This window comes from Microbacterium sp. Root1433D1 (assembly GCF_001426835.1).
Lineage (GTDB): Bacteria > Actinomycetota > Actinomycetes > Actinomycetales > Microbacteriaceae > Microbacterium > Microbacterium maritypicum.
Genome location: NZ_LMFN01000002.1, coordinates 839,379 through 862,235, shown reverse-complemented (window position 1 = coordinate 862,235; position 22,857 = coordinate 839,379). Strand labels below are relative to the sequence as shown.

At 68.3% G+C, this 22,857-nt stretch carries 23 protein-coding genes; 14 read left to right on the top strand and 9 right to left on the bottom strand.

Annotated elements, in window-relative coordinates:
• Window positions 1–30: 30 nt before the first annotated feature.
• Window positions 31–1,491: an aspartate ammonia-lyase gene (locus tag ASD13_RS10060; protein ID WP_055868778.1), complete on the top strand. Its 1,461-nt coding sequence runs from the start codon at window positions 31–33 to the stop codon at window positions 1,489–1,491.
• A 65-nt stretch (window positions 1,492–1,556) separates the two neighbouring features.
• Here the strand turns inward: ASD13_RS10060 and ASD13_RS10055 are convergent, their stop codons facing one another.
• Window positions 1,557–2,426: a fumarylacetoacetate hydrolase family protein gene (locus ASD13_RS10055; RefSeq protein ID WP_055868776.1), complete on the bottom strand. Its 870-nt coding sequence runs from the start codon at window positions 2,424–2,426 to the stop codon at window positions 1,557–1,559.
• A gap of 322 nt (window positions 2,427–2,748) precedes the next feature.
• Between ASD13_RS10055 and ASD13_RS10050 the strand changes: the two genes are divergently transcribed.
• From ASD13_RS10050 to ASD13_RS10040, 3 genes are all read left to right on the top strand, one after another.
• Window positions 2,749–3,819, top strand: coding sequence for a PrsW family intramembrane metalloprotease (locus ASD13_RS10050; RefSeq protein WP_200942479.1), 1,071 nt, complete (start codon window positions 2,749–2,751; stop codon window positions 3,817–3,819).
• A 228-nt stretch (window positions 3,820–4,047) separates the two neighbouring features.
• Entirely contained in the window at window positions 4,048–4,416 is a 369-nt protein-coding gene (locus tag ASD13_RS10045; RefSeq protein ID WP_017830941.1) for an FKBP-type peptidyl-prolyl cis-trans isomerase, read from the top strand.
• A gap of 179 nt (window positions 4,417–4,595) precedes the next feature.
• Complete coding sequence (locus tag ASD13_RS10040) at window positions 4,596–5,150, top strand: YceI family protein (RefSeq protein ID WP_017830940.1); 555 nt, start codon at window positions 4,596–4,598, stop codon at window positions 5,148–5,150.
• Window positions 5,151–5,184: 34 nt separating this feature from the next.
• Here the strand turns inward: ASD13_RS10040 and ASD13_RS10035 are convergent, their stop codons facing one another.
• Window positions 5,185–6,477: an MFS transporter gene (locus ASD13_RS10035; RefSeq protein WP_055868772.1), complete on the bottom strand. Its 1,293-nt coding sequence runs from the start codon at window positions 6,475–6,477 to the stop codon at window positions 5,185–5,187.
• Window positions 6,478–6,663: 186 nt separating this feature from the next.
• On the opposite strand from ASD13_RS10035, the gene rpsO reads away from it, so the two are divergent.
• The 3 genes from rpsO to ASD13_RS10020 all read left to right on the top strand — a co-directional run bounded on the left by rpsO (window position 6,664) and on the right by ASD13_RS10020 (window position 8,282).
• Window positions 6,664–6,933 (top strand): 30S ribosomal protein S15, encoded by a 270-nt coding sequence (gene rpsO, locus ASD13_RS10030; protein ID WP_017830938.1) that lies wholly within the window; start codon window positions 6,664–6,666, stop codon window positions 6,931–6,933.
• A gap of 157 nt (window positions 6,934–7,090) precedes the next feature.
• Window positions 7,091–7,960 carry a hypothetical protein gene (locus ASD13_RS10025; RefSeq protein WP_055868770.1) on the top strand — a complete coding sequence of 290 codons (870 nt, stop codon included), beginning with the start codon at window positions 7,091–7,093 and terminating at the stop codon, window positions 7,958–7,960.
• Window positions 7,953–8,282 carry a transcriptional regulator gene (locus ASD13_RS10020; protein WP_055868769.1) on the top strand — a complete coding sequence of 110 codons (330 nt, stop codon included), beginning with the start codon at window positions 7,953–7,955 and terminating at the stop codon, window positions 8,280–8,282. The genes ASD13_RS10025 and ASD13_RS10020 overlap by 8 nt, the downstream gene beginning before the upstream one ends.
• An 8-nt stretch (window positions 8,283–8,290) precedes the next feature.
• On the opposite strand, the gene ASD13_RS10015 is transcribed toward ASD13_RS10020, so the two are convergent.
• On the bottom strand, window positions 8,291–9,295 hold the full coding sequence (locus tag ASD13_RS10015) for an isopenicillin N synthase family dioxygenase (RefSeq protein WP_055868767.1): 1,005 nt from the start codon (window positions 9,293–9,295) through the stop codon (window positions 8,291–8,293).
• Between the two features lie 150 nt (window positions 9,296–9,445).
• Between ASD13_RS10015 and efeU the strand changes: the two genes are divergently transcribed.
• Genes efeU through efeB form a run of 3 tightly spaced genes read left to right on the top strand, consistent with a single transcriptional unit; the run spans window position 9,446 to window position 12,962 of the window.
• Window positions 9,446–10,390, top strand: a complete 945-nt coding sequence (gene efeU / locus ASD13_RS10010; RefSeq protein ID WP_055868766.1) for an iron uptake transporter permease EfeU — start codon at window positions 9,446–9,448, stop codon at window positions 10,388–10,390.
• Window positions 10,387–11,619 carry an iron uptake system protein EfeO gene (gene efeO, locus ASD13_RS10005; RefSeq protein WP_055868763.1) on the top strand — a complete coding sequence of 411 codons (1,233 nt, stop codon included), beginning with the start codon at window positions 10,387–10,389 and terminating at the stop codon, window positions 11,617–11,619. The genes efeU and efeO overlap by 4 nt, the downstream gene beginning before the upstream one ends.
• 38 nt (window positions 11,620–11,657) lie before the next feature.
• On the top strand, window positions 11,658–12,962 hold the full coding sequence (gene efeB, locus ASD13_RS10000) for an iron uptake transporter deferrochelatase/peroxidase subunit (RefSeq protein WP_174799542.1): 1,305 nt from the start codon (window positions 11,658–11,660) through the stop codon (window positions 12,960–12,962).
• A gap of 4 nt (window positions 12,963–12,966) precedes the next feature.
• On the opposite strand, the gene ASD13_RS09995 is transcribed toward efeB, so the two are convergent.
• Both ASD13_RS09995 and ASD13_RS09990 read right to left on the bottom strand, forming a co-directional pair.
• On the bottom strand, window positions 12,967–13,836 hold the full coding sequence (locus ASD13_RS09995) for a serine hydrolase domain-containing protein (protein ID WP_055868761.1): 870 nt from the start codon (window positions 13,834–13,836) through the stop codon (window positions 12,967–12,969).
• A gap of 23 nt (window positions 13,837–13,859) precedes the next feature.
• On the bottom strand, window positions 13,860–14,990 hold the full coding sequence (locus ASD13_RS09990) for an acyltransferase family protein (RefSeq protein ID WP_055868758.1): 1,131 nt from the start codon (window positions 14,988–14,990) through the stop codon (window positions 13,860–13,862).
• Window positions 14,991–15,100: 110 nt separating this feature from the next.
• On the opposite strand from ASD13_RS09990, the gene ASD13_RS09985 reads away from it, so the two are divergent.
• The 3 genes from ASD13_RS09985 to ASD13_RS09975 are packed head-to-tail and all read left to right on the top strand — an operon-like array spanning window position 15,101 to window position 18,377.
• Window positions 15,101–16,327, top strand: coding sequence for an LLM class flavin-dependent oxidoreductase (locus tag ASD13_RS09985; RefSeq protein WP_055868756.1), 1,227 nt, complete (start codon window positions 15,101–15,103; stop codon window positions 16,325–16,327).
• A gap of 1 nt (window position 16,328) precedes the next feature.
• Window positions 16,329–16,973: an FMN reductase gene (locus tag ASD13_RS09980; RefSeq protein ID WP_055868754.1), complete on the top strand. Its 645-nt coding sequence runs from the start codon at window positions 16,329–16,331 to the stop codon at window positions 16,971–16,973.
• Between the two features lie 51 nt (window positions 16,974–17,024).
• Window positions 17,025–18,377: an FAD-binding oxidoreductase gene (locus ASD13_RS09975; RefSeq protein WP_162246287.1), complete on the top strand. Its 1,353-nt coding sequence runs from the start codon at window positions 17,025–17,027 to the stop codon at window positions 18,375–18,377.
• 3 nt (window positions 18,378–18,380) lie between these two features.
• On the opposite strand, the gene ASD13_RS09970 is transcribed toward ASD13_RS09975, so the two are convergent.
• Both ASD13_RS09970 and ASD13_RS09965 read right to left on the bottom strand, forming a co-directional pair.
• The gene (locus ASD13_RS09970; protein ID WP_055868751.1) at window positions 18,381–19,070 is read right to left on the bottom strand and encodes a response regulator; all 690 of its coding nucleotides are present in this window, start codon (window positions 19,068–19,070) and stop codon (window positions 18,381–18,383) included.
• Window positions 19,067–20,350 (bottom strand): sensor histidine kinase, encoded by a 1,284-nt coding sequence (locus ASD13_RS09965; RefSeq protein WP_055868749.1) that lies wholly within the window; start codon window positions 20,348–20,350, stop codon window positions 19,067–19,069. Before ASD13_RS09965 ends, ASD13_RS09970 begins: the two co-directional genes overlap by 4 nt.
• Before the next feature lie 146 nt (window positions 20,351–20,496).
• On the opposite strand from ASD13_RS09965, the gene ASD13_RS09960 reads away from it, so the two are divergent.
• A complete protein-coding gene (locus tag ASD13_RS09960) occupies window positions 20,497–21,936 on the top strand; it encodes a cation:dicarboxylate symporter family transporter (protein ID WP_055868747.1) in 1,440 nt (479 codons plus the stop codon).
• 54 nt (window positions 21,937–21,990) lie between these two features.
• Here the strand turns inward: ASD13_RS09960 and ASD13_RS17495 are convergent, their stop codons facing one another.
• Both ASD13_RS17495 and ASD13_RS09955 read right to left on the bottom strand, forming a co-directional pair.
• Window positions 21,991–22,167, bottom strand: coding sequence for a DUF5302 domain-containing protein (locus tag ASD13_RS17495; protein WP_017830923.1), 177 nt, complete (start codon window positions 22,165–22,167; stop codon window positions 21,991–21,993).
• A gap of 31 nt (window positions 22,168–22,198) precedes the next feature.
• On the bottom strand, window positions 22,199–22,777 hold the full coding sequence (locus ASD13_RS09955) for a DedA family protein (protein ID WP_055868746.1): 579 nt from the start codon (window positions 22,775–22,777) through the stop codon (window positions 22,199–22,201).
• Window positions 22,778–22,857 lie beyond the last annotated feature (80 nt).

The window sequence follows — 22,857 nt, the reverse complement described above, 5'->3', positions numbered from 1 at the left end:
CTCACCCGCCACGACCCACGAGGATGTGACATGGCTTCTGCCGCGCCTACCCCGACCCGCACCGAGACCGATTCGCTCGGGAGCATGGAGATTCCCGTCGACGCGTACTGGGGGATCCACACCGCCCGCGCCGACGCGAACTTCCCGATCACGAAGCGACCCATCTCGGTGTATCCCGACCTGGTGGTCGGCCTCGCGATGGTCAAGCAGGCCAGCGCCCGCGCGAACCGCGAGATCGGAGTGCTCGACCCCGAGCGCGCTGACCTGATCGATCGTGCCGCGCAGCGAGTGATCGACGGCGAGTTCCACGAGCAGTTCACGGTCGGTGTCATCCAGGGCGGCGCCGGCACCTCGACCAACATGAACGCGAACGAGGTCATCACCAACATCGCGCTCGAGATGGCCGGCCGCGAGAAGGGCGACTACGCCTTCCTGTCGCCGATCGATCACACCAACCGCAGCCAGTCCACCAACGACGTGTACCCGACGGCAGTGAAGATCGGCCTCTCGCTGACGCTGCGCTCGCTGCTCGAAGAGCTCGACCTGCTGCGGCTGTCGTTCCTGGGCAAGTCGCGCGAGTTCCACGACGTTCTGAAGGTCGGGCGCACCCAGCTGCAGGACGCCGTGCCCATGACGCTCGGCCAGGAGTTCAACGGCTTCGCCACGACGCTCGGCTACGACCACACGCGCCTCACCGAGAACGCCTCGCTGATGTTCGAGATCAACATGGGCGCCACGGCTATCGGCACCGGCATCACGACCCACCCCGGTTACGCGCCCGCTGTGCTCAAGCACCTGCGTGAGATCACCGAACTCGACCTGCGCACCGCCGGCGACCTCGTCGAGGCCACCAGCGACACCGGATCGTTCATGTCGTTCTCCTCGACGCTCAAGCGCAACGCGATGAAGCTGTCGAAGATCTGCAACGACCTCCGGCTGCTCTCTTCGGGCCCCCAGGCGGGCTTCGGCGAGATCAACCTCCCCGCCATGCAGGCGGGCTCCAGCATCATGCCCGGCAAGGTCAACCCGGTCATCCCCGAGGTCGTGAACCAGGTGGCGTTCGCCGTGGCCGGTGCCGACATGACGGTGACGATGGCGGCGGAAGCCGGGCAGCTGCAGCTGAACGCCTTCGAGCCGGTGATCGCGCACTCGATCTTCCAGTCGATCACCTGGATGCGTCAGGCCATGTGGACCCTGCGCGTGAACTGCGTCGACGGCATCACCGCCAACCGCGACCGCCTGGGGGCGATGGTGGGAGCCTCGGTCGGTGTCATCACCGCACTGACGCCCTTCATCGGCTACGCAGCAGCGGCAGCCCTGGCGAAGACCGCGCTGTTGACCAACCGCAGTGTCGCCGATCTGGTGGTGGAAGCCGGCCTGATGTCCCGCGAAGAGGTCGTCAAGCAGCTTTCGCCCGCACGCCTGTCCGGGCTCGAGACCATCACGGCGGCGATCCCGGTGATCGCGTCGGAGGACCTGATCGAGATCTGATCACGCGGATACGAAGAGAGGGACGGATGCTCCGGCATCCGTCCCTCTCTTCGTATCCGGTGAGGTCAGTCGGTGATCCGGCAGTGGGTGGTGAGTTCACCGATGCCGTCGATGCCGACCGTGACGGTGGAGTGGTCGCGGAGGAAGATCTGCGGGTCGCGCGAGTAGCCGGCACCTCCGGGGCTGCCGGTCGAGATGAGCGTGCCGGGGAGCAGGGTGAGCGACTGCGAGAGGTGCGTGATCAGCTTCGCCACCGAGCGCACCATCTGGTCGGTGCTCGCATCCTGCACGGTGTGACCGTCGACGACGGTCCAGATGTGGAGGTCCTGCGGGTCGGCGATCTCGTCCGCGGTCACGGCGAAGGGTCCGGTCGGGGTGAATCCGTCGAACGACTTGCAGCGGGACCACTGCGCCTCGGAGAACTGGATGTTCCTCGCGGTGATGTCGTTGACCACCGTGTACCCCCAGACGTGCGACAGTGCGTCGGCTTCGGCGACGTCCTTCGCGGGCGAGCCGATGAGCACGCCGAGCTCGGCCTCGTAGTCGACGGCTTCGCTGAGAGCGCGCGGCCACGACGTGGTCTGCTCGTGTCCGGTGAGCGAGTTCGGCCAGAGCGTGAACACCGTGGGTGCGGCATCCGTCTTCAGGCCCAGCTCGCTGGAATGCGCGGCGTAGTTGAGGCCGACGGCCAGCACGGCCGGGGGAGCGAGCACGGCCGAGGCGAACGCCCAGCCGTCGAGAGGGTGCCGCCGGGCGGAACCGGTCGCCAGCGCTGCGCGCAGGGCCTCGAGCGCGTCGTCTCCTCCCTCGATCAGCTGCTGCAGCGTGGCAGGAGGGTCGTTCAGGAGGTCAGAGACGAGGATGGCGTCCGAGCCCTCGACCACGGCGAGAACCGCGAGAGGGGAGTCAGGACGGCGCAGGTGAGCGAACCGCATGCTTCTACGCTACCGGGTGGCTGGTGGTCGCCGGGTGGAGGGCGTCGCCATATCCGGACCGTCTGCGTTGTGCCCATAAGCTTTGCCTATGAGTTCCGGAGGACCGTCCCAGCCGCAGCAGCCCTCGCCCTACGCCCCTCCGCCGGCATCGCCGCAGGTGTCGCGGCAGCCCTACATGCCCGCGCCTCCCGCGAGTCCCCTTCCTGCGCCTGCGACCGGGGCGCCTTCCACCGGGTACGCCTCGTCTCTCGCGCAACCGACCCCGTACACGCCACCGGCTCCCGTGGCCCCGTCGCCGGCGGAGTCTCTTCCCGCATTGCCCGTGCCCACCAGGAAGGGGCGTACGGTTTCGCTCTGGCTCTTCGGAGTACTCGGGTTCCTGCTGATCGCCCTCGTGGGGTATTTCGTCTGGGCGCTCGGATCCTTCGCATCGGTCGTCGGCCTTGTGCTCGCGCTCATTCCGCTGACGATCGTGTTCCTCGGCGTGCGCCTGATCGATCGGTGGGAGCCCGAGCCCAAGCGACTCGTCGCGTTCGCCATCGCCTGGGGTGCGGTGGCGGCGGTCGGGCTCACCCTTCTCGTCGACACGGCACTGACCCTCCTGCTCGACATTCGATCGGAGGAGTTCACCGCCGTCGTGCAGGCACCCATCGTGGAAGAGCTCTGGAAGGGGCTCGGCGTCTTCCTCATCTTCCTGCTCGCCCGACGGGCCTTCGACGGCCCCGTCGACGGCATCGTATACGGCGCACTGGTCGGGGCGGGATTCGCGTTCACCGAGAACATCCAGTACTTCGGGTTGAGCCTGATCGAGGGCGGCGGTGAACAGCTCACCGTCACGTTCGTGGTGCGTGGGCTCTTCTCGCCCTTCGCGCATGCCATGTTCACCGCGATCACCGGCTTCGCGATCGGTCTCGTCGCCCGCCGGCACGGTTCGGCCCAGGCGGCGCTCGGCGCCGGGGCGCTGGGCCTGGTCGGGGCGATCCTCCTGCACGCGCTCTGGAACGGCTCCGCGACGTTCGCGGACTTCTTCGGGCTCTACTTCACCCTCCAGGTGCCGCTGTTCGTCGGATTCATCCTGTGCATCGTCGCCCTGCGTCGCGAGGAGGCCAGGCTCACCAGAGCACGCCTGGAGGACTACGCCGCCGCGGGGTGGTTCACGCCCGAGGAGGTCACGATGCTCGCGACCCCCGCCGGACGAAAGGTGGGACTGGCCTGGGCCTCGCAGCTGCGCGGGGACCGACGGCCTCTGATGCGCGCGTTCGTCAAGGACGCGACCGCACTCGCCGCCGTGCGCCAGCGCGCGATCACCGGTCGGGATCCTCTGGCCGTGGACGACGAGCGCGCTCTCCTGATCCGCACCAGGGCTACCAGGGCGGCTCTGCTCTCCTACTGACACGCAGCGAGGCAGCGGGGCCCGCCCCCGGCAAGACTCAGCGCCCGGTGCTGCGGCGATGCCTGCGAGTCTCCCGGGCGCTGAGTTGATCTGTAAACAGGGTGCACCCGGCCCCGTGCGGGTGTCAAGAGCGTCTTGCCGAGGTTCTACGGTGCGTGCATGAGGTGTTCGCTGTGAGCAGGTGCGCGCGCGTTGACCCCGTCCGTCGGCCTCGGGTTTGATGGAGACATGACTGAACGCACAAAGCCTGAGTTCGACGCCCCCAGCACCCCCGCTCCGGCGGACCTCGTCATCCGCGACATCATCGAGGGTGACGGCGCCGAGGCGAAGCCCGGCGACACGGTGACGGTCCACTACGCCGGTGTGGAGTTCGACTCCGGCGAGGAGTTCGACTCCTCCTGGGGTCGCGGCGAGACCATCCAGTTCCCCCTGCGCGGCCTGATCCAGGGCTGGCAGGACGGAATCCCCGGCATGAAGGTCGGCGGGCGCCGCGAGCTGATCATCCCCCCGCACCTCGCGTACGGCCCGGCCGGTGGAGGGCACTTCCTCTCCGGCAAGACGCTGATCTTCATCATCGATCTCGTCGCCGTCGGCTGACTTCGATCTTCTCCACGAGGCGCCCCTCTCCTTCGGGAAAGGGGCGCCTCGTGGCGTTCCGGAAGTGATTCTCCATTCAGGGGAATACATGCGACTGAATGTAAGTTGTCACAGTGGTCGCGGCAACGCGGCCCCTGTCCCTTGCCGCAGCAGCGGCTGAAGTCTCCAGAGGAGAAGCAATGACCAGCATCGACATCCCCGGCTACCGTCCCGGCACCTGGGTCCTGGACCCTTCGCACAGCGAGGTCACCTTCAGCGTGCGCCACATGATGATCTCAAAGGTGCGCGGCACGTTCGGCGTCAAGAGCGCGACGCTCGTGGCCCCGGAGAACCCCCTCGAGGCCAAGGTCGAGGCGACGGTCGACGTCACCTCGATCGACACCAACGACGAGGGCCGCGATGCGCACCTGCGCTCGGGCGACTTCTTCGACACGGAGAACTTCCCGACCATGGAGTTCGTCTCCACCGGTGCGCGTGTCAAGGGCGATGACCTGTACGTCGACGGAGACCTCACGATCCGCGGCATCACCAAGCCGGTCAGCTTCGAGCTCGACTTCGGTGGCTTCGGCACCGACCCGTACGGCAACTACAAGGCCGGCGCTTCGGCCAAGACGGTCATCAACCGTGAGGACTTCGGCCTCACCTGGAACGCGGCGCTGGAGACCGGCGGCGTGCTCGTCGGCAAGGACGTCACGATCAGCCTCGACCTGCAGGGCGCGCTGCAGCAGGACTGACCCCGTTCGCGCGGTCGCCAGAACCCCGAGCCCGTCAGGGCTCGGGGTTCTCTGCGTCGTAGTCGTGGAACCGACGGCTGCGGCGCGCGAGCATGGCGACGAGCGCGATGACCAGGACCCCGCCGAGAAGCGGCGGGAACCAGAGGGTGGTCAGGGTCGCGAGCGTCCCGGCGTAGAGAGCCCCGACTCGCGGACCCCCGGCGACGACGACGATGAACAGGCCCTGGAGGCGTCCGCGCATCGCGTCGGGCACCGCTGCCTGCATCATCGTGTTGCGGTAGATGGAGCTGACGTTGTCCGAGGCGCCGGACAGGGCGAGCGCGACGCACGCGGCGACGATCAGCGCGACGTGCGGCGCGGTCTCGCTCGCCGGCGCGGAGAAGGCTCCGATGAGCAGCACCAGGCCGAACAGCAGGATCGACGCGCCGTACGCCTGCACAGCCCGAGCGATGCCGCGGCCGTGCCAGCGGTACTGCACGACGCGGCCCGAGAACAGGCTCGAGGCGAACGTGCCGACCGCGACGGCGGCGGTGAGGATACCGGTGGTGAGTGCACCGCCACCGAGGAGCACCGTGCCGAGCGCAGGGAAGAGCACGAGAGGCTGTCCGAACGTCATCGCGATGATGTCGATGATGTACTGCATCCGGATGTTGCCGGCCTTGCGCAGGAATCGCCAGCCGTCGACGAGCGACTCGAGGCCCGGACGGACGACCGCGCCCTCCGGCCTCAGTGACGGCAGCGTCCACAGCCCGAGGAACATCGACAGCATCAGCACGACGTCGATCGTGTAGGTCCACCCGTAGCCGGTGAGGGCGACGAGTAGGCCGGCCAGCGCCGGCCCCGCCATCACCGTGAGTCCGAAGGCCACACCGTTGAGGGCGGATGCGGCCGCGAGCTTGTCGCGAGGGATGAGGCGAGGCACGATGGCGGTGCGCGTGGCCATGCCCACCGAGTTGGCGGCCGAGTTGATCATGCTCAGGACGTACAGCCACCAGATCGTCTCCATGCCCGTCCATGTGAGCGCCGCGAGCAGGGCGGTGGATGCGAAGGTGATCGTCGCCGCGATCAGGGCCACACGGCGTCGGTCGAATGCGTCGGCGAGCATGCCGCCGTACAACCCGGCGAGGATCATCGGCACGAGGCCGGCGACCGCGATCATGGAGACGGCGAAGGTGTTCTGCGTCAGTGCGAACACATGGAGCATCACCGTGACGATGGTGAGCTGGCCGCCGATGCCGGCGAGGGTGGATCCGATCCACATCCGGGCGAATGCCGGGCTGGACCTCAGGGGGGAGAGGTCGATCAGGTGGCCGCGGCGGGCGCTCACTCGTCGAACTTCTTCTGCACCTTTCGAGCCTAGTTGAACCGTGCGGGCCTCCCTCCCGGCCGGTGGCGCCGGAGGCAGTCGCCGGCTGGTAGACTCGTCAGGTTGCCGTTTGATCGGCCGCGGATAAAGAGAGCCCACGTATCAGGCGTCGGGCGCCGCGCAACAAGCAGAGAGGGGATCGAATCTATGGCACTGGAAGCAGACGTCAAGAAGGCGATCATCGAAGAGTACGCGACGCACCCCGGTGACACCGGATCCCCCGAGGTGCAGGTCGCAATGCTGACGCAGCGCATCAAGGACCTCACCGAGCACCTCAAGGAGCACAAGCACGACCACCACTCGCGTCGTGGGCTGTTCCTGCTCGTCGGTCAGCGCCGTCGTCTGCTCGGCTACCTCCAGGACATCGACATCGCGCGCTACCGCTCGCTGATCGAGCGTCTCGGACTCCGCCGCTAAGGCACTGCAGACCTGCGTACAATCGCGCAGAACATTCTTGAGAAGGCCGCCCCACGGTGTGGGGCGGCCTTCGTCATGTAGCGAGGGGTTGACCCCCTCCCGGGTTTCCGATAGGAAAGTAGAAAGCTTTCCATACGGAAAGTGGAGGAGGTTCGACGTGCAGCAGAAGCCGATTCCCGGTCAGGATGCCCTCGATCCGCCCGATGCCGACGTCGCGCGCCAGTATCTGGCGGCCGCGGATGCGGTGGTGGAGCGCCGGGACCGTGCCATCGACCGACGCGCGCTCGCCGGGCTCCAGATGGTCAATGCGGCTGTCACGGCCGGGTATCTCGTCGCGTTCGCGCTCGTCCTCCGGCAGGACGACGTCCTCGCCTCCCAGGTGATCCTGTTCACGTTCCTGGTGTGGGCGCAGCTGGCGAGCGGGATGGCTCAGCGCCACGGGATGCAGTGGCGCTGGAGTGCTTCACGGTGGCCGCTTCTTCTGGGTGGCGGCGTCGTTCTCGTCGGCGCGGTCCTCGTGTTCGGATTCGTGGCGTTGGATACGAGGCTCCCCGTCGGCATGGTGCTCATCCCGGCGGGCTTGGTCCTGGTGGGTATAGGAGGTTACGGCGCGGTTCAGCTCGTGCGCGCGGCCGGTGATCCGCGACCTCCGCGGCCTTCACCCCTCGCGCTCCCCACCGCCCTTCGGTGGGGGACCATTCTCGTCGGCGTCGTGCTCGGTGTGCTGACCATGCTCGCCGGAGCGCCCGACGGTGTGCTCAGGAGCGTGATCACGCTCCTGGTGATGCTGGCGCTGTTCACCTGGCTGGTGGTGTTCAACACACCCGTGGGCCTGCCCGCCGTCGGGGCCTCGTGGCGCTGGCCGCACGTCACGGCCTTCCTTCTGGCGGCCTGCGTCCCCGTGGCACTCGTGCTCGGCGGAGAAGCGCTCGGTGATCGGGGGCTCGCGGGCGTCGTCGGCGGCGCGGTCGTGATGGTGCTCGTCATCGTCGCGTCCTTCATCCCCGGGCGGGCGAGCCGTGGCTGAGTCGCCCCCGAGGCCCCATCCGCGGACGCAGCTGGACGACAACTTCGCCTCACCGATCCGGTTCTCGCTCATGGCCGCGCTCGGTGACGGCATGGAGCTCGACTTCCCGGCGCTCCGCGACATCCTCCAGTGCGGCGACTCGCCCCTGAGCAAGGCCATCACGCATCTGCAGGCAGCCGGCTACGTGCTCGCGCGCAAGGGCACCGTCGGGGGCCGTTCGCGCACCTGGGTGCGGTCGACGAAGACGGGACGTGACGCCTTCGCGGCGCATGTCCAGGCGCTGCGCGAGATCGTCGCCCTCGGCGGCGCACAGATGCTGTGACCCTTCGGTCAGACCGGGGCGCCCACGAGGTCGGCGTGGTGGATGGCGGCGACGTCGGGGTGCGCGCGCAGACGTGATTTGAGCGCGTTCTCCCCGTAGAGGGCGTGGATGGGGTTCCTCGGGTCCTCGGTCACCCCTTTCGCCTCCGCCGCCAGTTCCTCCGGCAGCTCGATCAGCGGCAGGCGCTTGTCGAGCGCAGGGTTGAAGAAGAACGGGATGGAGATCCGCTCGTCCGGTGCCTGCGGCGACACCACGCGGTGGTTCGTGGCCTTCAGGTAGCCGCCGGTGGCGTACTCCAGCAGCTCTCCGATGTTGACGACGAACGCGCCGGGCACCGGGGGAGCGTCGACCCACGCTCCGTCGCGTTCGACCTGCAGGCCGCCCTTGCCCGGCTCCACCCAGAGCAGGGTGAGCACGCCGGAATCCTTGTGGGCACCCACGCCCTGCTGCGGCTCCGGCTCGTGGGTTCCCGGGTAACGGACGATCTTGATGAGCGTCGACGGCTCACCGAAATGCTCGTCGAAGTAGGACTCGTCCGCGCCCAGAGTCTGCGCCCAGGCGCGCAGGAGCTTGCGCGCGACCTCGGACAGCGTTTCGTGCCACTCGGCGACGACGTCCTTGAGCTCGGGCTGCGCCGACGGCCAGAGATTGGGGCCGATGAGCCGGTTGAAGGCGGGGCCGTCGTCGACGGGCTGGCGCTCGGGGCCGATGTCGATCTGCTCGCGCCAGTCGACCTTCCCCTGTGTCCGCTCGCCGCCGATGCGGGTGTAGCCGCGGAAGTGCGGGCTGTTCACGTTCTCGATCGCGAGCTTCTCCTCGTCGGGAAGCGCGAAGAAGTCCAGGGCCGCCCGGTGCAGTCGCTCCTCGAGTTCGGGGGAGATCCCCGTTCCCGTGAGGTAGAAGAATCCGACGTCGTGCGTCGCCGCACGGAGGTCGTCGCGGAATCGTGCCGCGGCGTCGGGGCCTTCGTCGAGCTGCGAGAGGTCGAGGATGGGGAGCGAGAGTTCAGCCATGGACAGAGGCTACGTCGCTCGCCCGGGGGTGCGATCCTCTGTTGCGCTCCGTTACTTCCGGTGCGTGCGTTCGGAGCGCTGTCGTGACGGTGCTAGAGTCTCTGAGGTAAGGGCTGCCTTACCTCAGTCACCGCCAGAGAGTGTTCTTCCGTGCTCGCCACTTTTCTCATCGGGCTCCGCGAGGGTCTCGAAGCCGCGCTCGTCGTCGGCATCCTCGTCGCCTACCTCCGTCGCCTCGGCCGGCAGGATGCGCTGCCGAAGATGTGGGCCGGAGTCGGCCTCGCGATCGCGCTGGCGCTGGGCATCGGCGCGGTACTGACCTTCGGCGCCTATGAGCTCACGTTCCAGGCGCAGGAGCTGATCGGGGGAGGGCTCTCCCTGCTCGCCGTCGCGATGGTCACCTGGATGATCTTCTGGATGCAGCGTGCCGGTCGCAGCATGAAGGCGACCCTGGAGGGCGGTATCGACCGCGCCCTCACCGCGGGCGGCCTGTGGGCGCTCATCGCCATCGGCTTCGTGTCCGTCGCTCGCGAGGGCATCGAGACGACCCTGCTGCTGTGGTCGATGGTCCAGTCGTTCGGCGATGCCCCCTCGGCGCTCCTTGGCGCCCTGCTCGGGCTCGTCGCAGCCGTGATCATCGGCTGGCTGATCTCGCGCGGTGCGCTGCGCCTCGATCTGCGTCGCTTCTTCGCCTGGACCGGCGGCTTCCTCGTCATCGTCGCGGCCGGCGTCCTGGCTTACGCCTTGATGGACCTGCAGGAGGCGGGGGCCCTTCCCGGGCCGTTCACGGCGCTGGCGCCCATCGACGCCGTGAGCGGCGGCGTGGCCGTGGGCTGGGCCGCGTTCCCCTTCGGGTGGGCGTTCGACGTCTCGGCGACGATCGCCCCCGGTGGGCCGCTCGCCTCGATCCTGCAGGCGACCGTCGGCTTCATGCCCGCGATGACGTGGCTTCAGGTCATCGGATGGGTGCTCTACATCTCGATCGTCGGATGGCTCTACATCCGCGGTCTCCGCTCGAGGCGTCCGTCGAAGCCGCACGGCTCGACCGAACCCTCATCCGAATCCCCCTCTCTCTCACAACAAGGAGCAGCATGACCACCTCGCACCGGATCCTGGGGGTGCTCGCCGCCACGGGAGCAGCCGTCCTCGTCCTGAGCGGCTGCGTCGCGAAGAGTGACGCGCAGGCCAGCGAGGCCTTCGACGTCTCGTCGACCGCCACCGACTGCGCCGTGTCCGCGGCGACGGCGAAGAGCGGGACGCTGACCTTCAACGTCAAGAACGACACCGATCAGGTCTCGGAGTTCTACCTGCTGGCCGAGGACGGGCTGCGTATCGTCGGAGAGGTCGAGAACATCGCCCCCGCGGCATCGCGCACGCTCACGGTCGTCGCGCAGCCGGGAGACTACTTCACCCTCTGCAAGCCGGGCATGATCGGCGACGGCGTCGGCAAGACGGCGTTCACCGTCACCGGAGACCGCGTCGCGGTGGACGGCCCTGATGCCGAGCAGAAGCAGAAGGCCGTCGATCTCTACGCGGCGTTCGTGAAGGACCAGGTGGGTCAGCTCGTCCCGGCCATCGAGGACTTCGTCGCCGCCTACGAGTCCGGTGACGACGAGACCGCGCGCACGCTCTTCCCGCAGACCCGCGCGTTCTACGAGCGCATCGAGCCCGTGGCCGAGGCGCTGGGCGACCTTGACCCGCGCATCGACTACCGCGAGGTCGACGCGGTGGCCGAGGGGCTGGACTGGACGGGCTTCCACCGCATCGAGAAGGACTTGTGGGTCCCGGCGCAGGATGCGCTGAACGCCGACGGCGAGACCCCGGCATGGCAGGACTGGGCGCCGTCGACGCCGCAGGAGCGCGCCGACTACGGCGACCTGCTGCTCGCCGACGTGCAGGAGCTGTACGACTACGTGCACTCGGACGCTTTCACCACCGCGCTCGACGATCAGGGCATCGGCGGCATCTCGAACGGAGCGATCGCGCTGCTCGACGAGGTGGCCACCGGGAAGATCTCCGGTGAGGAGGACTGGTGGTCGGGCACCGACCTCTACGACTTCGCCGCGAACGTCGAGGGCTCGAAGATGGCGTTCTCGCTGGTGCAGGACTTCGCCGTCGCGCAGGGTGATGACGGCGAGGCTCTGGTCGCTCAGATCGAGTCGGGCTACGCCGCCCTCGAGGAGTCCCTCGCCGCCCATGGTTCCCTGACCGACGGTTTCGTGGGTTACTCGGAGCTGACCGAGGCGGACAAGCGCGAGTTCACCGATCTGATCAACGCCCTGGCCGAGCCGCTGTCGCAGCTCACCAGCACGGTCCTCGACTGACCAGCGTCGCGCTGGACTGACCGAGTACGATCACGGACGTGAACGAACCAGAAGCGGGTGCCGCACCCGAGGAATCATCGACGGGCGCGGCATCCGCTCCCTCCGGGCTGAGCAGGCGAGGCCTTCTGGGCCTCGCCATCGGCGGGGGCGTCGCAGGGCTTGCAGTCGGCGCCGGCGCCGGGCTCACCGGTGGGGTGGCGATCGGCCGGGCGCGCGCAGCGGAAGACGCGCATTCCGCGTACGAGTTCTTCGGCGCCCACCAGGCGGGCATCACCACTCCGGTGCAGGATCATCTGCACTTCGCGAGCTTCGACATGATGCCGCGGACCGATCGTGAAGACCTGATCTCGCTGCTGCAGGACTGGTCCTATGCCGCATCGCGCATGGTGCAGGGCCTCGAAGTGAGCGCGACGGGTGCGGTGGGCGGGCCGGCCGAGGCTCCGCCGGACGACACGGGAGAGGCTCTCGGGCTTCCGGCGGCCGGACTCACGCTCACATTCGGCTTCGGGCCCGGACTCTTCGAGAACGAGGACGGCGACCGCTACGGGATCGCCGCGCAGCGTCCGGCAGGCCTCGAACGTCTGCCCGCCTTCCTCGGAGACGATCTCGATCCGCAGACCTCCCACGGCGACCTCTGCATCCAGGCGTGCGCCGATGATCCGCAGGTCGCGGTGCACGCGATCCGCAACCTCAGTCGCATCGCCTTCGGGCGCGCACGCCTGCGCTGGTCGCAGCTCGGGTTCGGCAAGACCTCGCGCACCACAGCGGCGCAGGCGACGCCGCGCAACCTCTTCGGGTTCAAGGACGGCACGGCGAACATCCTGGCCGACGACACCGAAGCGCTCGCCGACCACGTCTGGGTGTCCTCGAACGACGAGCCGGCGTGGCTGGCGGGCGGCTCGTATCTCGTGGCGAGGAAGATCGCCATGCTCATCGAGACCTGGGATCGTGTTCGTCTCTCCGAGCAGGACAACATCATCGGTCGCGACAAAGGCGAGGGGGCGCCGCTCTCGGGCGGGGACGAGTTCACCGCCCCGGTCTTCGACTCCACCGCGATCGATGCGAACAGCCACGTGAGCCTCGCGCATCCCGATCAGAACGACGGCATCCGCATCCTCCGCCGGGGCTACAACTACGTCGACGGGAACAATGCGCTCGGCCGGCTCGACGCCGGACTCTTCTTCCTGTCCTATCAGCGCGACCCTGCGCAGTTCATCTCGTTGCAGCGGCGGCTCTCGACCGACCTGATGAACGAGTACATCCGCCACGTCGGCTCCGGGATCTGGGCTGTGCCGGCGGGGGCGAAGCCGGGATCCTTCGTGGGCGAGGCCCTGTTCGCCTGACGGGTCAAGACGCGCGGGTGAGCGTCTCGACCGCGAAGGCGGCGATGTCGTCGGCGCCGAAGTGGTCGTCGGCGGTGATCGTGACCACAGCGTCGTCGAGGAAGATCAGCAGCTGACCGTGGGCGCCGTGCAGTCGCCAGGCCGGGCCGGGGCCGCCCCATCCCGCGAGAGCGTATCTCTCATAGATCGCACCTTCGCCGGCGGCGCCCCAGTCGCTGTGCATCTGGTCGATCCACCCGGAAGCGACCAGCCGGCGCCCCTCCCATACGCCGCGATCGCGGATCAGCAGGCCGAGACGGGACAGTTCCTCCGTGCGCAGAGGAAGGCCGCCCCCGGCGACGATGCGACCGCGGGGGCTGCGCTCCCACTCCACGTCGTCGATGCCGAGCGGAGCGAACAGACGGGGGACCAGATAGTCGCCCACGTCGCCCACGCGTGCGGCCAGGGCGGCCATCGCGGTGTAGGTGCTCGCATTGGAGTACTGGAACGTCCGTCCGCGCGATGGCCGCCGCAGGAACTCGCGTGCGAGGTCGGGCCAGTCGGTCATCATCGTCTCGGACCAGGGCAGGTCAACGCCGCTCGTCATCGAGAGCAGGTGCCGCAGAGTGACCTCGTCGTTGCCCTCTCCGAGCTCGAAGCCGGGAAGATACGTCGACACGGGTTCGTCGAGGGACACGGCGCCCTCGTCCGCGGCCATCCCCGCGGCGAGCACGCAGACGCCTTTCGCGATGGAGTGGACGTCTTCGCGCACATCGGCGGTCCACCGGTGCTGGGCGGTGTCGGACGCCACGCGCACATGCAGGCCGTGGGCGCCGAATCCCGAGGACTCCACCTGTTCGACGATGCGGTCTCGGACGGTCTGCGCGCGGGTCACGCTCTCGAGGTTATCGCCCGCCTCTAGCGCGGTCGCCGCGATCCGGTCGGGTCATTCCTGCGGCCCTCCTTGGAGGCGAGCTCCGGATCGGCGAACAGCCAGCCCGGCCGCGGTTCGACCAGCGGGCGGAACACCCGTCTCACCGGTCTCGTCGCCAACGCGAGCGCGATCACGACCGACAGGATGGTCACGAGCGGGAGCCAGATCCAGGTGGGCTCCAGGTCGCGCAGGATCCCGCTCTCCCGGAACGGGTAGAGCACGAACGAGTGCAGCAGGAACACGTACATCGTGTACTGACCGAACGTCGTCCACCAGTGCGCGCCTCGGGGGACCAGGCAGAAGAAGGCGGCGCTGAGGATGACGGCGAGCAGCATCAGGAGGATCCGGACACCGCCGGCCCACCACTGCTCACCACCGAGGTCCGCATAGGAGTCCTCGTAGAAGAGCCAATGGCGCAGGTCGATGGCCTGCCACACGGGAAGCCAGTTCCAGGCGGCCCAGCCGATCGCCGCGAAGATCGCGACGGCACCGGCGCGCAGCCACCACGGACGGAAGTCGAGGAGTCTGAACCTGTCGACGATGTCGTGCTCGCGAAGCCACCAGCCGAGTGTGAAGAACGGCAGCAGACCCAGGGTGCGCGAGAGCGAGAAGGTGCTGTCGATGTTGGGAAGGTAGCCCACGCCGACCGAGATCACGATGGTCCACAGCAGGGGCCAGCGCAGCAGGGCGAGGTAGGGGAGCACGAGTCGGAAGATGCCGAGGGCGAGCAGGAACCACAGCGTCCAGCTCGGCCGGGTGAGGTTCGGGTCGGCCTGGCCTTCCACGAGCCATTTCGTGAGCGTCCAGAGCGTCTCGAAGATGACGTAGGGGAGGATGATGTCGGTGATCACCCTGGCCATCTGCGTCTTGGTGGGGGAGCCGGACTTCGAGAAGTAGCCCGAGATGATCGCGAACGCCGGCATGTGGAACGCGTACAGCGCCAGGTAGAAGGCGAAGGCGATGTCGGAGTCGTAGATGAGGCGCTGGATGGCATGACCGAGGACGACGAGGACGATGCAGACGTAGCGGGCGTTGTCCCAGAACGGCACGCGCCTGCGCTTGCGGGGAACCGATCCTGTGGGGGGACCTGCGATGTCGGCGCCGGCACTGCTCATCGTTCGAGGGTACAGGCCGGGAATAAAGTTGCTGTGAGCGCGTTGACACAGATACATTCAAATGAATAGAAGCGGATGCGAGTCGTCCGGTTCGGAGACACGGAGCAATCATGAGCGAGCAGTCAGGCGCGCAGGCGATGCAGTTCGGCATCATGTCGGTCAGCGACATCACCCGCGATCCCACCACGGGGATCACCCCGAGCGAGCAGGAGCGCATCAAGGCCACGACGGCGATCGCGGTGCACGCGGAAGAGGTCGGGCTCGACGTCTTCGCGATCGGCGAGCACCACAACCCGCCTTTCTGGTCCTCCAGCCCCACGACCTTCCTCGCGGCCCTGGCCGCGCAGACCGAGCGTCTGATCGTGTCCACGTCCACCACGCTCATCACCACGAACGACCCGGTGCGCATCGCCGAGGAGTACGCGATGCTCCAGCACGTGTCCGACGGTCGCATGGACCTCATGCTCGGTCGTGGCAACACCGGCCCGGTGTATCCGTGGTTCGGCCAGGACATCCGCCAGGGACTGCCGCTCGCCATCGAGAACTACGCGTTGCTGCACAAGCTGTGGCGTGAGGACGTCGTCGACTGGGAGGGCAAGTTCCGCACGCCACTGCAGGGCTTCACCTCGACCCCGCGTCCGCTCGACGGCATCGCACCGTTCGTGTGGCACGGCTCGATCCGCACGCCCGAGATCGCCGAGCAGGCGGCCTACTACGGCGACGGCTTCTTCGCGAACAACATCTTCTGGCCGAAGGAGCACTACCAGCGTCTGATCGAGCTGTACCGTCAGCGCTACGCGCACTACGGACACGGCACGCCCGAGCAGGCGATCGTCGGGCTCGGCGGCCAGGTGTTCATGGCAACGAAGTCGCAGGACGCCGTGAACCAGTTCCGGCCGTACTTCGACAACGCACCTGTCTACGGTCACGGTCCGAGCATGGAGGACTTCACCGAGATGACGCCCCTGACGGTGGGATCACCGCAGCAGGTCATCGACCGCTACGCCGCCATGCGCGAGCACTACGGCGACTACCAGCGTCAGCTGTTCCTCATCGACCACGCCGGTCTGCCGCTGAAGACGGTGCTCGAGCAGCTCGACATCCTCGGTTCGGAGGTCGTTCCGGTGCTCCGCAAGGAGCTGGCGAAGGACCGCCCGGCATCCGTGCCCGACGCGCCGACCCACGCGGCGCGGGTGACGGCCGAGTTCGGCGACGGCCCGACCCGACAGGCGCGTCCCGGTGCGAACCGCGGCGACAATCTGACCGGCGACTCGCCCTACCAGGACAGCCCGGCCCCCGCCGGTGCGGCGTTCGGGCTCGCCCGGAAGGAGGCGTGAGATGACCACGCGTCGCATCGCGGTCATCTCGGCCGGCCTGTCGAATCCGTCCTCCACGCGGATGCTCGCTGATCGACTCGCGGCGGAGACCGTGAACGCGCTCGCCGGGCACGACGTCGACGCGAGCGTTGACGTGATCGAGCTGCGCGACTACGCGCACGACATCACGAACAACATGCTCACGGGGTTCGCGCCCCCGGCGCTGGAGACGGCGATCAACACGGTGGTCTCCGCCGACGCTCTGATCGCGGTGACGCCGATCTTCTCGACGAGCTACTCGGGTCTGTTCAAGTCGTTCATCGATGTGCTCGACCCCGATGCTCTCACCGGCACACCCGTGCTGATCGGTGCGAACGCCGGCACCGCGCGGCACTCGCTGGCGATCGACTACGCGATCCGGCCGCTCTTCGCCTATCTTCACGCGGAGGCCGTGTCGACCGGCGTGTTCGCGGCGTCGAGCGACTGGGGTGGCGCCGGTGACGACGTCGCCCCGCTGGCCAAGCGCGTCGAGAAGGGTGCCAGAGAGCTCGCAGAGGCGATCGTGCGTCGTGAGGCTTCGGCTGTCGTCGATCCGTACGATCCCGCGACCTACCTGGGCGAGGGACGCTCTTTCGGTCATCTGCTGGGCGGTCTCGCAGGCGAGTGAGTCGCGCATGACGCCATCGACGATGTCCGAGGGATGTCGTACGGTGGCGTCATGCCCACGCCCCCCGCGATCATCGCGCTCCAGGAACGATTCTCCGGCACCCTCCTCCTTCCCGATGACGCCGGTTACGAAGAGGCTCGACGGCCGTGGAACCTCGCTGTCGAGCAGCGTCCGGAGGCGGTCGCGACGCCCGCCGACGTCGAAGACCTCCGCGCACTGCTGATCGCCGCCCGGGAGTCGGGCGTGCGGATCGCGATCCAGCCCGGCGGGCACGGAGCCCTCGACTCTCTGCGCGGCGCCGTGCTGGTGCGCATGGGTGCGTTCGACGCTCTGGAGATCGACGTCGAGAGCGGCATCGCGAAGATCGGTGCCGGCGTGCGCTGGGGATCGGTCGTCGAGGCCCTGGAAGGCACCGGATGGGTCGCACCGGCCGGCACCAGCCCCGTCGTCAGCGTCGCCGGGTACACCCTGGGCGGCGGACACTCGTGGTTCAGTCGCACGGCGGGTCTCGGCTCGGACAACCTCCGTGCGGCCTGGGTGCTGCGCACAGACGGCACGCACGAACGCGTCGATGACGATGTCGACCCCGACCTCATGTGGGCACTGCGAGGAGCCGGCGGCCTCGTGGGCGTGGTGACCGCACTCGAGATCGACCTCATCAGCGCGCCCGCCGTCTGGGGTGCGAATCTCACCTTCGACGTCGCGGATGCCCCGGCGGTCGTCCGTGCCGTCCGCGACCTCGCCGCCTCCGCTCCGCCCACGCTGAACGTCTTCCTGGACTCGATGCGCATGCCCGATGCCCCCCAGCTCCCCGAGCAGATCAGGGGGCGCAGCTTCCTCACCGTGCAGGCCCTGTCGACGGACGGGCCGCAGGAGGAGCTGATCGACACGGTGCGCCGGGCCGGCGAGGTGCGCAGCGACGTCACCGGTCCGACCTCGCCGGCGGCTCTCGCTGCCGCCTCCGGCGAACCCACGGACCCGACGCCCGGGGGCGGCGCATCGATGGCGTTGAGCGTCCTCGACGATGCGACCATCGACGCGCTGCTCGAATTCCGCGAGCTCCCGGAGCAGTGGCCGATCATGGGCATCGGCATCCGCATGCTCGGCGGCGCGCTCGACGCACCGCGACGCCAGGGCCTCGCCTCTCTGGAGTCCGTGGGGTGGCTGCTGCACGCTCTCGTGCCGATCATCCCGGGAGTGCCCACCGAACCGGGAGAGGCGAGTCTGGTCGCGTTCCGGGAGCTGCTGGCACCGAACGAGGCCCCGCAGACCGTGACGACCTTCCTCGATCCGGAGCAGACGCTCCAGAACTGCGGGTCGGCCGACGAGATCGCCCGGCTTCGCGATCTGCGGATGCGCTTCGATCCTGACGCCGTCCTGCACGACGGGCGCCTGCCGCGCTGAGGATCAGGTCGCGGGTCCGCGGCTCCGCTTCCAGTGGTACTCGGTCTCCGGCCGTCCGCGCGTGCCGTACCGTGCGGACCGGGTGAGCACGCCTTCCGCGACCAGATGCTCCAGGTAGCGGCGCACCGCCACCCTGGACATGCCCAGACGCTCGGCGGCCTCGCTCGCCGACAGGGGACCGTCGGTGCGCAGTTCTGCGGTGACCCTGTCCAACGAGGCCGCCGAGAGCCCCTTGGGAAGCACGATCGTTCCGGTGGAGCGGCCGAGCAATGCGTCGATCTCCGCCTGCGTGGCTTCGCCGTCTGTGGCACGGGCCTGCTCCCGATGCGTGCGGTACTGCTCCATCCGCTCGCGGAACACCGCGAAGGGGAACGGTTTGACGAGGTACTGGAACACACCGAGCGCCGCCATCTGCCGCACGGCCTCCGCGTCGCGCACGCCGGTGATGGCGATCACGTCCACGGCGGCGGAGCGGCCGCGCAGCGCGCGGAGCACATCGATGCCGGAGCCGTCGGGCATCGTGATGTCGAGCAGAACGAGGTCGAACGTGCCAGGGCGCTCGAGCACGGCCGTCACGGCGGCACGGGCACCCGTGCATTCGCCGGCGACCTCGAACCCTTCGAGACGTGCCACATAGTCGCGATGCAGTTCGAGGGTCAGAGAATCGTCGTCGACGATGAGGGTGCGGATCATTGCTGCGACCTCCGCGGTGACGCGGCCGGAAGGATGACCCGAAATGTCGTCGGGTCGTCGCTCACCGTCACGGAGCCGCCCGCTCCGATCACCACGGAACGCACGAGCGCCAGGCCGATGCCGCGTCCCTGCGCATCGGCGGGCTTCGTGGAGTAGCCCTGGTCGAAGATCCGCTCACGCACGGCCGGCGGGATTCCGGGACCGCTGTCCGAAACCTCCAGCACGATCCCCGCACCCTCGTGCGAGCGGAGAGAGACCTGCACCCAGCGGTCGTCCGACTCGACGGCGGCATCCATGGCGTTGTCGACGAGGTTGCCGAGCACCGAGACGGCATCGACGGGCGACAGCGGCGTGCGGGGTGCGTCCGGCTCGATGTGCACCCGCCAGTCGATGCCGCGCTCCTTGGCCTGGGAGGCCTTGCCCAGCAGGAGCGCGCCGACAGCGGGATCACCGTGACGTCGCGCGGTCACCTGATCGACGAGCGACTGGCTCTGTCGAGACGTCTCCGTGAGGATCTCGATCGCCTCGTCACGGCGTCCGAGCTCGAGCAGCGCCACCGCCGCGTGCATCCGGTTCCCGTGCTCGTGGGTCTGTGCACGCAGGGCCTCTCCGAGGGTGCGGATCGACTCGTACGAGGACACCGCATCACGCACCTGCCCGGGCGGCAGGTCGCCGGCGATGCGACGGGTCACCCGACGGGCGATCACCGCGCCGCCGGCGCCGAGCGCGACGAGGCCCACCGTGATACCGAGCGTGAGCGGCAGGCGGCGGATCAGGGTATCGGTGATGGATTCTGTCGTCACACCGGCGGCGACCCAGCCGATCAGTTCTCCATCCGCTGCGGTGACGGGAGTGATCGTGCGCACGGAGGGTCCGAGGGTTCCGGTGAACTCCTCGGTCAGAGTCTGCGGTGACGCGGGGATCGTGCCCAGGTAGATCCCGCCGATCTGGTCGGCGTCGGGGTGGGTGATCCGCGTGCCGTCCGGGGTCATGACCGTGATGAAGTCGAGCCCCGCGCCGGCGATCACGTCGAGGGAGTACGGCTCGAGCACCTGGGTCGCCGCGCCCTGATCGTTCGAGCGCAGACCGTCGATCACCAGAGGCGAGGCGGCGAAGGAGGCCGAGGTGGCCGCCGTCACCCGTTCGGCCTCGGCGCGGATCGATCGTTGCGCCTCGATGACGAGGAACACCGCGACGAGGGCGCCGATCACGACCGCCGCGACAAACAGCACCACGAAGACGCGTGAGGCGGTGCTGCGGCTGCGGGAGGTGTGCGCCATCGCTTCCTCCGATCGTCGATGCTCAGGTGCCGTGACCAATACGACCACAACTCGCCCCGATGCGTGAAGTCGGACACCGTGATCACTGATCGGCGGCGAAGCAGCCGCCCACCCGGACGAAGACGTCGAAGATCGAGGAGGACGCGATGGCGCTCACAACAGGATTCTCACTGCCGAAGTTCAATTGGCGCCGAGGGAAGCAATCGTGGGATCGGCACACGTGGCTGTATGTGTCCGTGCTCCTCGCGGTCGTGCTCGGCGCCGTCGTCGGCCTCGTCTGGCCGGAGGTCGGACAGGCGTTCGAACCGCTGGGCAAGGGTTTCGTCGCGCTGATCAAGATGATGATCGCGCCGATCATCTTCTGCACGATCGTGGTCGGGGTGGGTTCCATCGCAAAGGCGGCCACCGTCGGCAAGATCGGGGGGCTGGCGCTGCTGTACTTCATGATCATGTCCACCTTCGCGCTCGCGATCGGACTCGTCGTCGGCAACATCATCCACCCCGGCGCGGGACTGGACATGGCCTCCTCCACCTACGACGCGGTCGAAGCGGAGGCCAAGACGACGCAGGAGTTCATCCTCGGCATCATCCCGACCACGTTCTTCTCGGCCTTCACCGGGGAGAGCGTGCTGCAGGTGCTGTTCATCGCGCTGCTCGTCGGCTTCGCCCTCCAGGGGCTCGGGGATCGCGGCGCCCCGATCATGGAGGCCGTCAAGCAGCTCCAGAAGCTGGTCTTCCGCATCCTCGGGATGATCCTGTGGCTCGCGCCGCTCGGAGCGTTCGGTGCGATCGCGGCCGTCGTGGGCAAGACCGGCGTCGCGGCGATCTGGAGCCTGGGCACGCTGATGATCGCGTTCTACATCACCTGCATCCTGTTCATCGTCGTGATCCTCGGGGTGCTGCTGTGGACGGTGACCCGCGTGAACATCTTCGCCCTCATGAAGTACCTGGCCAGGGAATACCTGCTCATCGTCGGCACCTCCTCGTCGGAATCGGCGCTTCCTCGACTGATCGCGAAGATGGAGTTCGTCGGCGTCTCCAAGCCCGTGGTGGGCATCACCGTCCCGACCGGGTACTCGTTCAACCTCGACGGTACGGCGATCTACCTCACGATGGCCTCGCTGTTCATCGCCACGGGCATGGGGCAGCCGATGACGATCGGTGAGCAGATCGGTCTGCTGGTGTTCATGATCATCGCGAGCAAGGGTGCAGCGGGGGTCACCGGTGCCGGTCTCGCCACCCTCGCCGGTGGTCTCCAGGCCTATCGTCCCGATCTGGTGGACGGTGTCGGCGTGATCGTGGGCATCGACCGGTTCATGTCGGAAGGGCGCGCGCTCACGAACTTCACGGGCAACGCGGTGGCGACGCTCCTCATCGGCACCTGGACGAAGCAGATCGACCGCGACCGCGTGCGTCGGGTGCTCAGCGGCGAAGTCCCCTTCGACGAGTCGCTGCTCGACGGCGTGGACGCCCACGGGCAGGTGGATGCCCCGCAGGCCGCTGACGTGCAGGAGCTTCGTGAGGCGGCCGTCGCAGAGATGGCGGCGAAGGAGGAACGGGCCAGAGCTCGCGCAGAACGCGCCTGAGGAGAGGGTGAGGGATGCGGGAGACCGGCTGAGCCGGCTCCCGCATCCGCGCGGTCAACCGCTCTTGCGTCGGAACTCGCGCCGGGTCTGCGGGGCGTTCGCACTGTGCACGGCGGAGTCGCCGTCGAGGTGTGCCTCGCCCTGCCGGTGGTGCGCGTTCTTCTTCTCGAGCGCTTCCTTGAACTTGCGCTTCATCTCCTCGGAGGAGGAGGCGCCTTCTTCGGTGCTCATGCCCCGAGCCTAGAGCACGCGCTCTGGCGGGTCACCCTCGCCGGTGTCGCACACACACGTCGATCAGCGCTCCGAGCCCGATCGCGAGCACGATCGACACGGGCACCGCGACGAGCGGTCCACCGGGGAGGATCGCCGCGACGGCCGCCCCTACGGCGGCCTGGTACAGCGCCCACCCGGTCGCAGCGAGGGCGACGAGGGCGAGGTAGCGGGGAGGAGGGATGCGCGAGGCCCCCGCGACCAGGTTGATCGCCAGTCGCGCGAAGGGCACGAACCGGGCGGTGAACAGCACCGTCGCCATCCCGCCGTCCAATCGGCGTCGGGCCCACGCCAGAGCCTGTTGCACGCGGGGGAGCCGCATCCACCGCCATCGCTGCGTACCCACCGACCGCCCGATCAGGTAGCAGCACGCGTCTCCGACGGTCGCGGCGACCGCGGCACACAACACCACGGCCCAGAGTGGTGGTGAACCGGTCGTCACCGCGATGGCACCGAGTGCGGTCACCGCGACCTCGCCCGGCACCACGACGAAGAAGGCATCCCCGACCACCAGCAGGCTCATCAGCACCAGACTCCACGGGCTCGAGAGCGATGCGGTCAGCAGATCCATCGGCACGTCGCCCACTGTGCCCGCAACGGGTGAACGGGAACCAAAGACCGGATAGCCGGTGACCCGCTCTCCAGCATCCG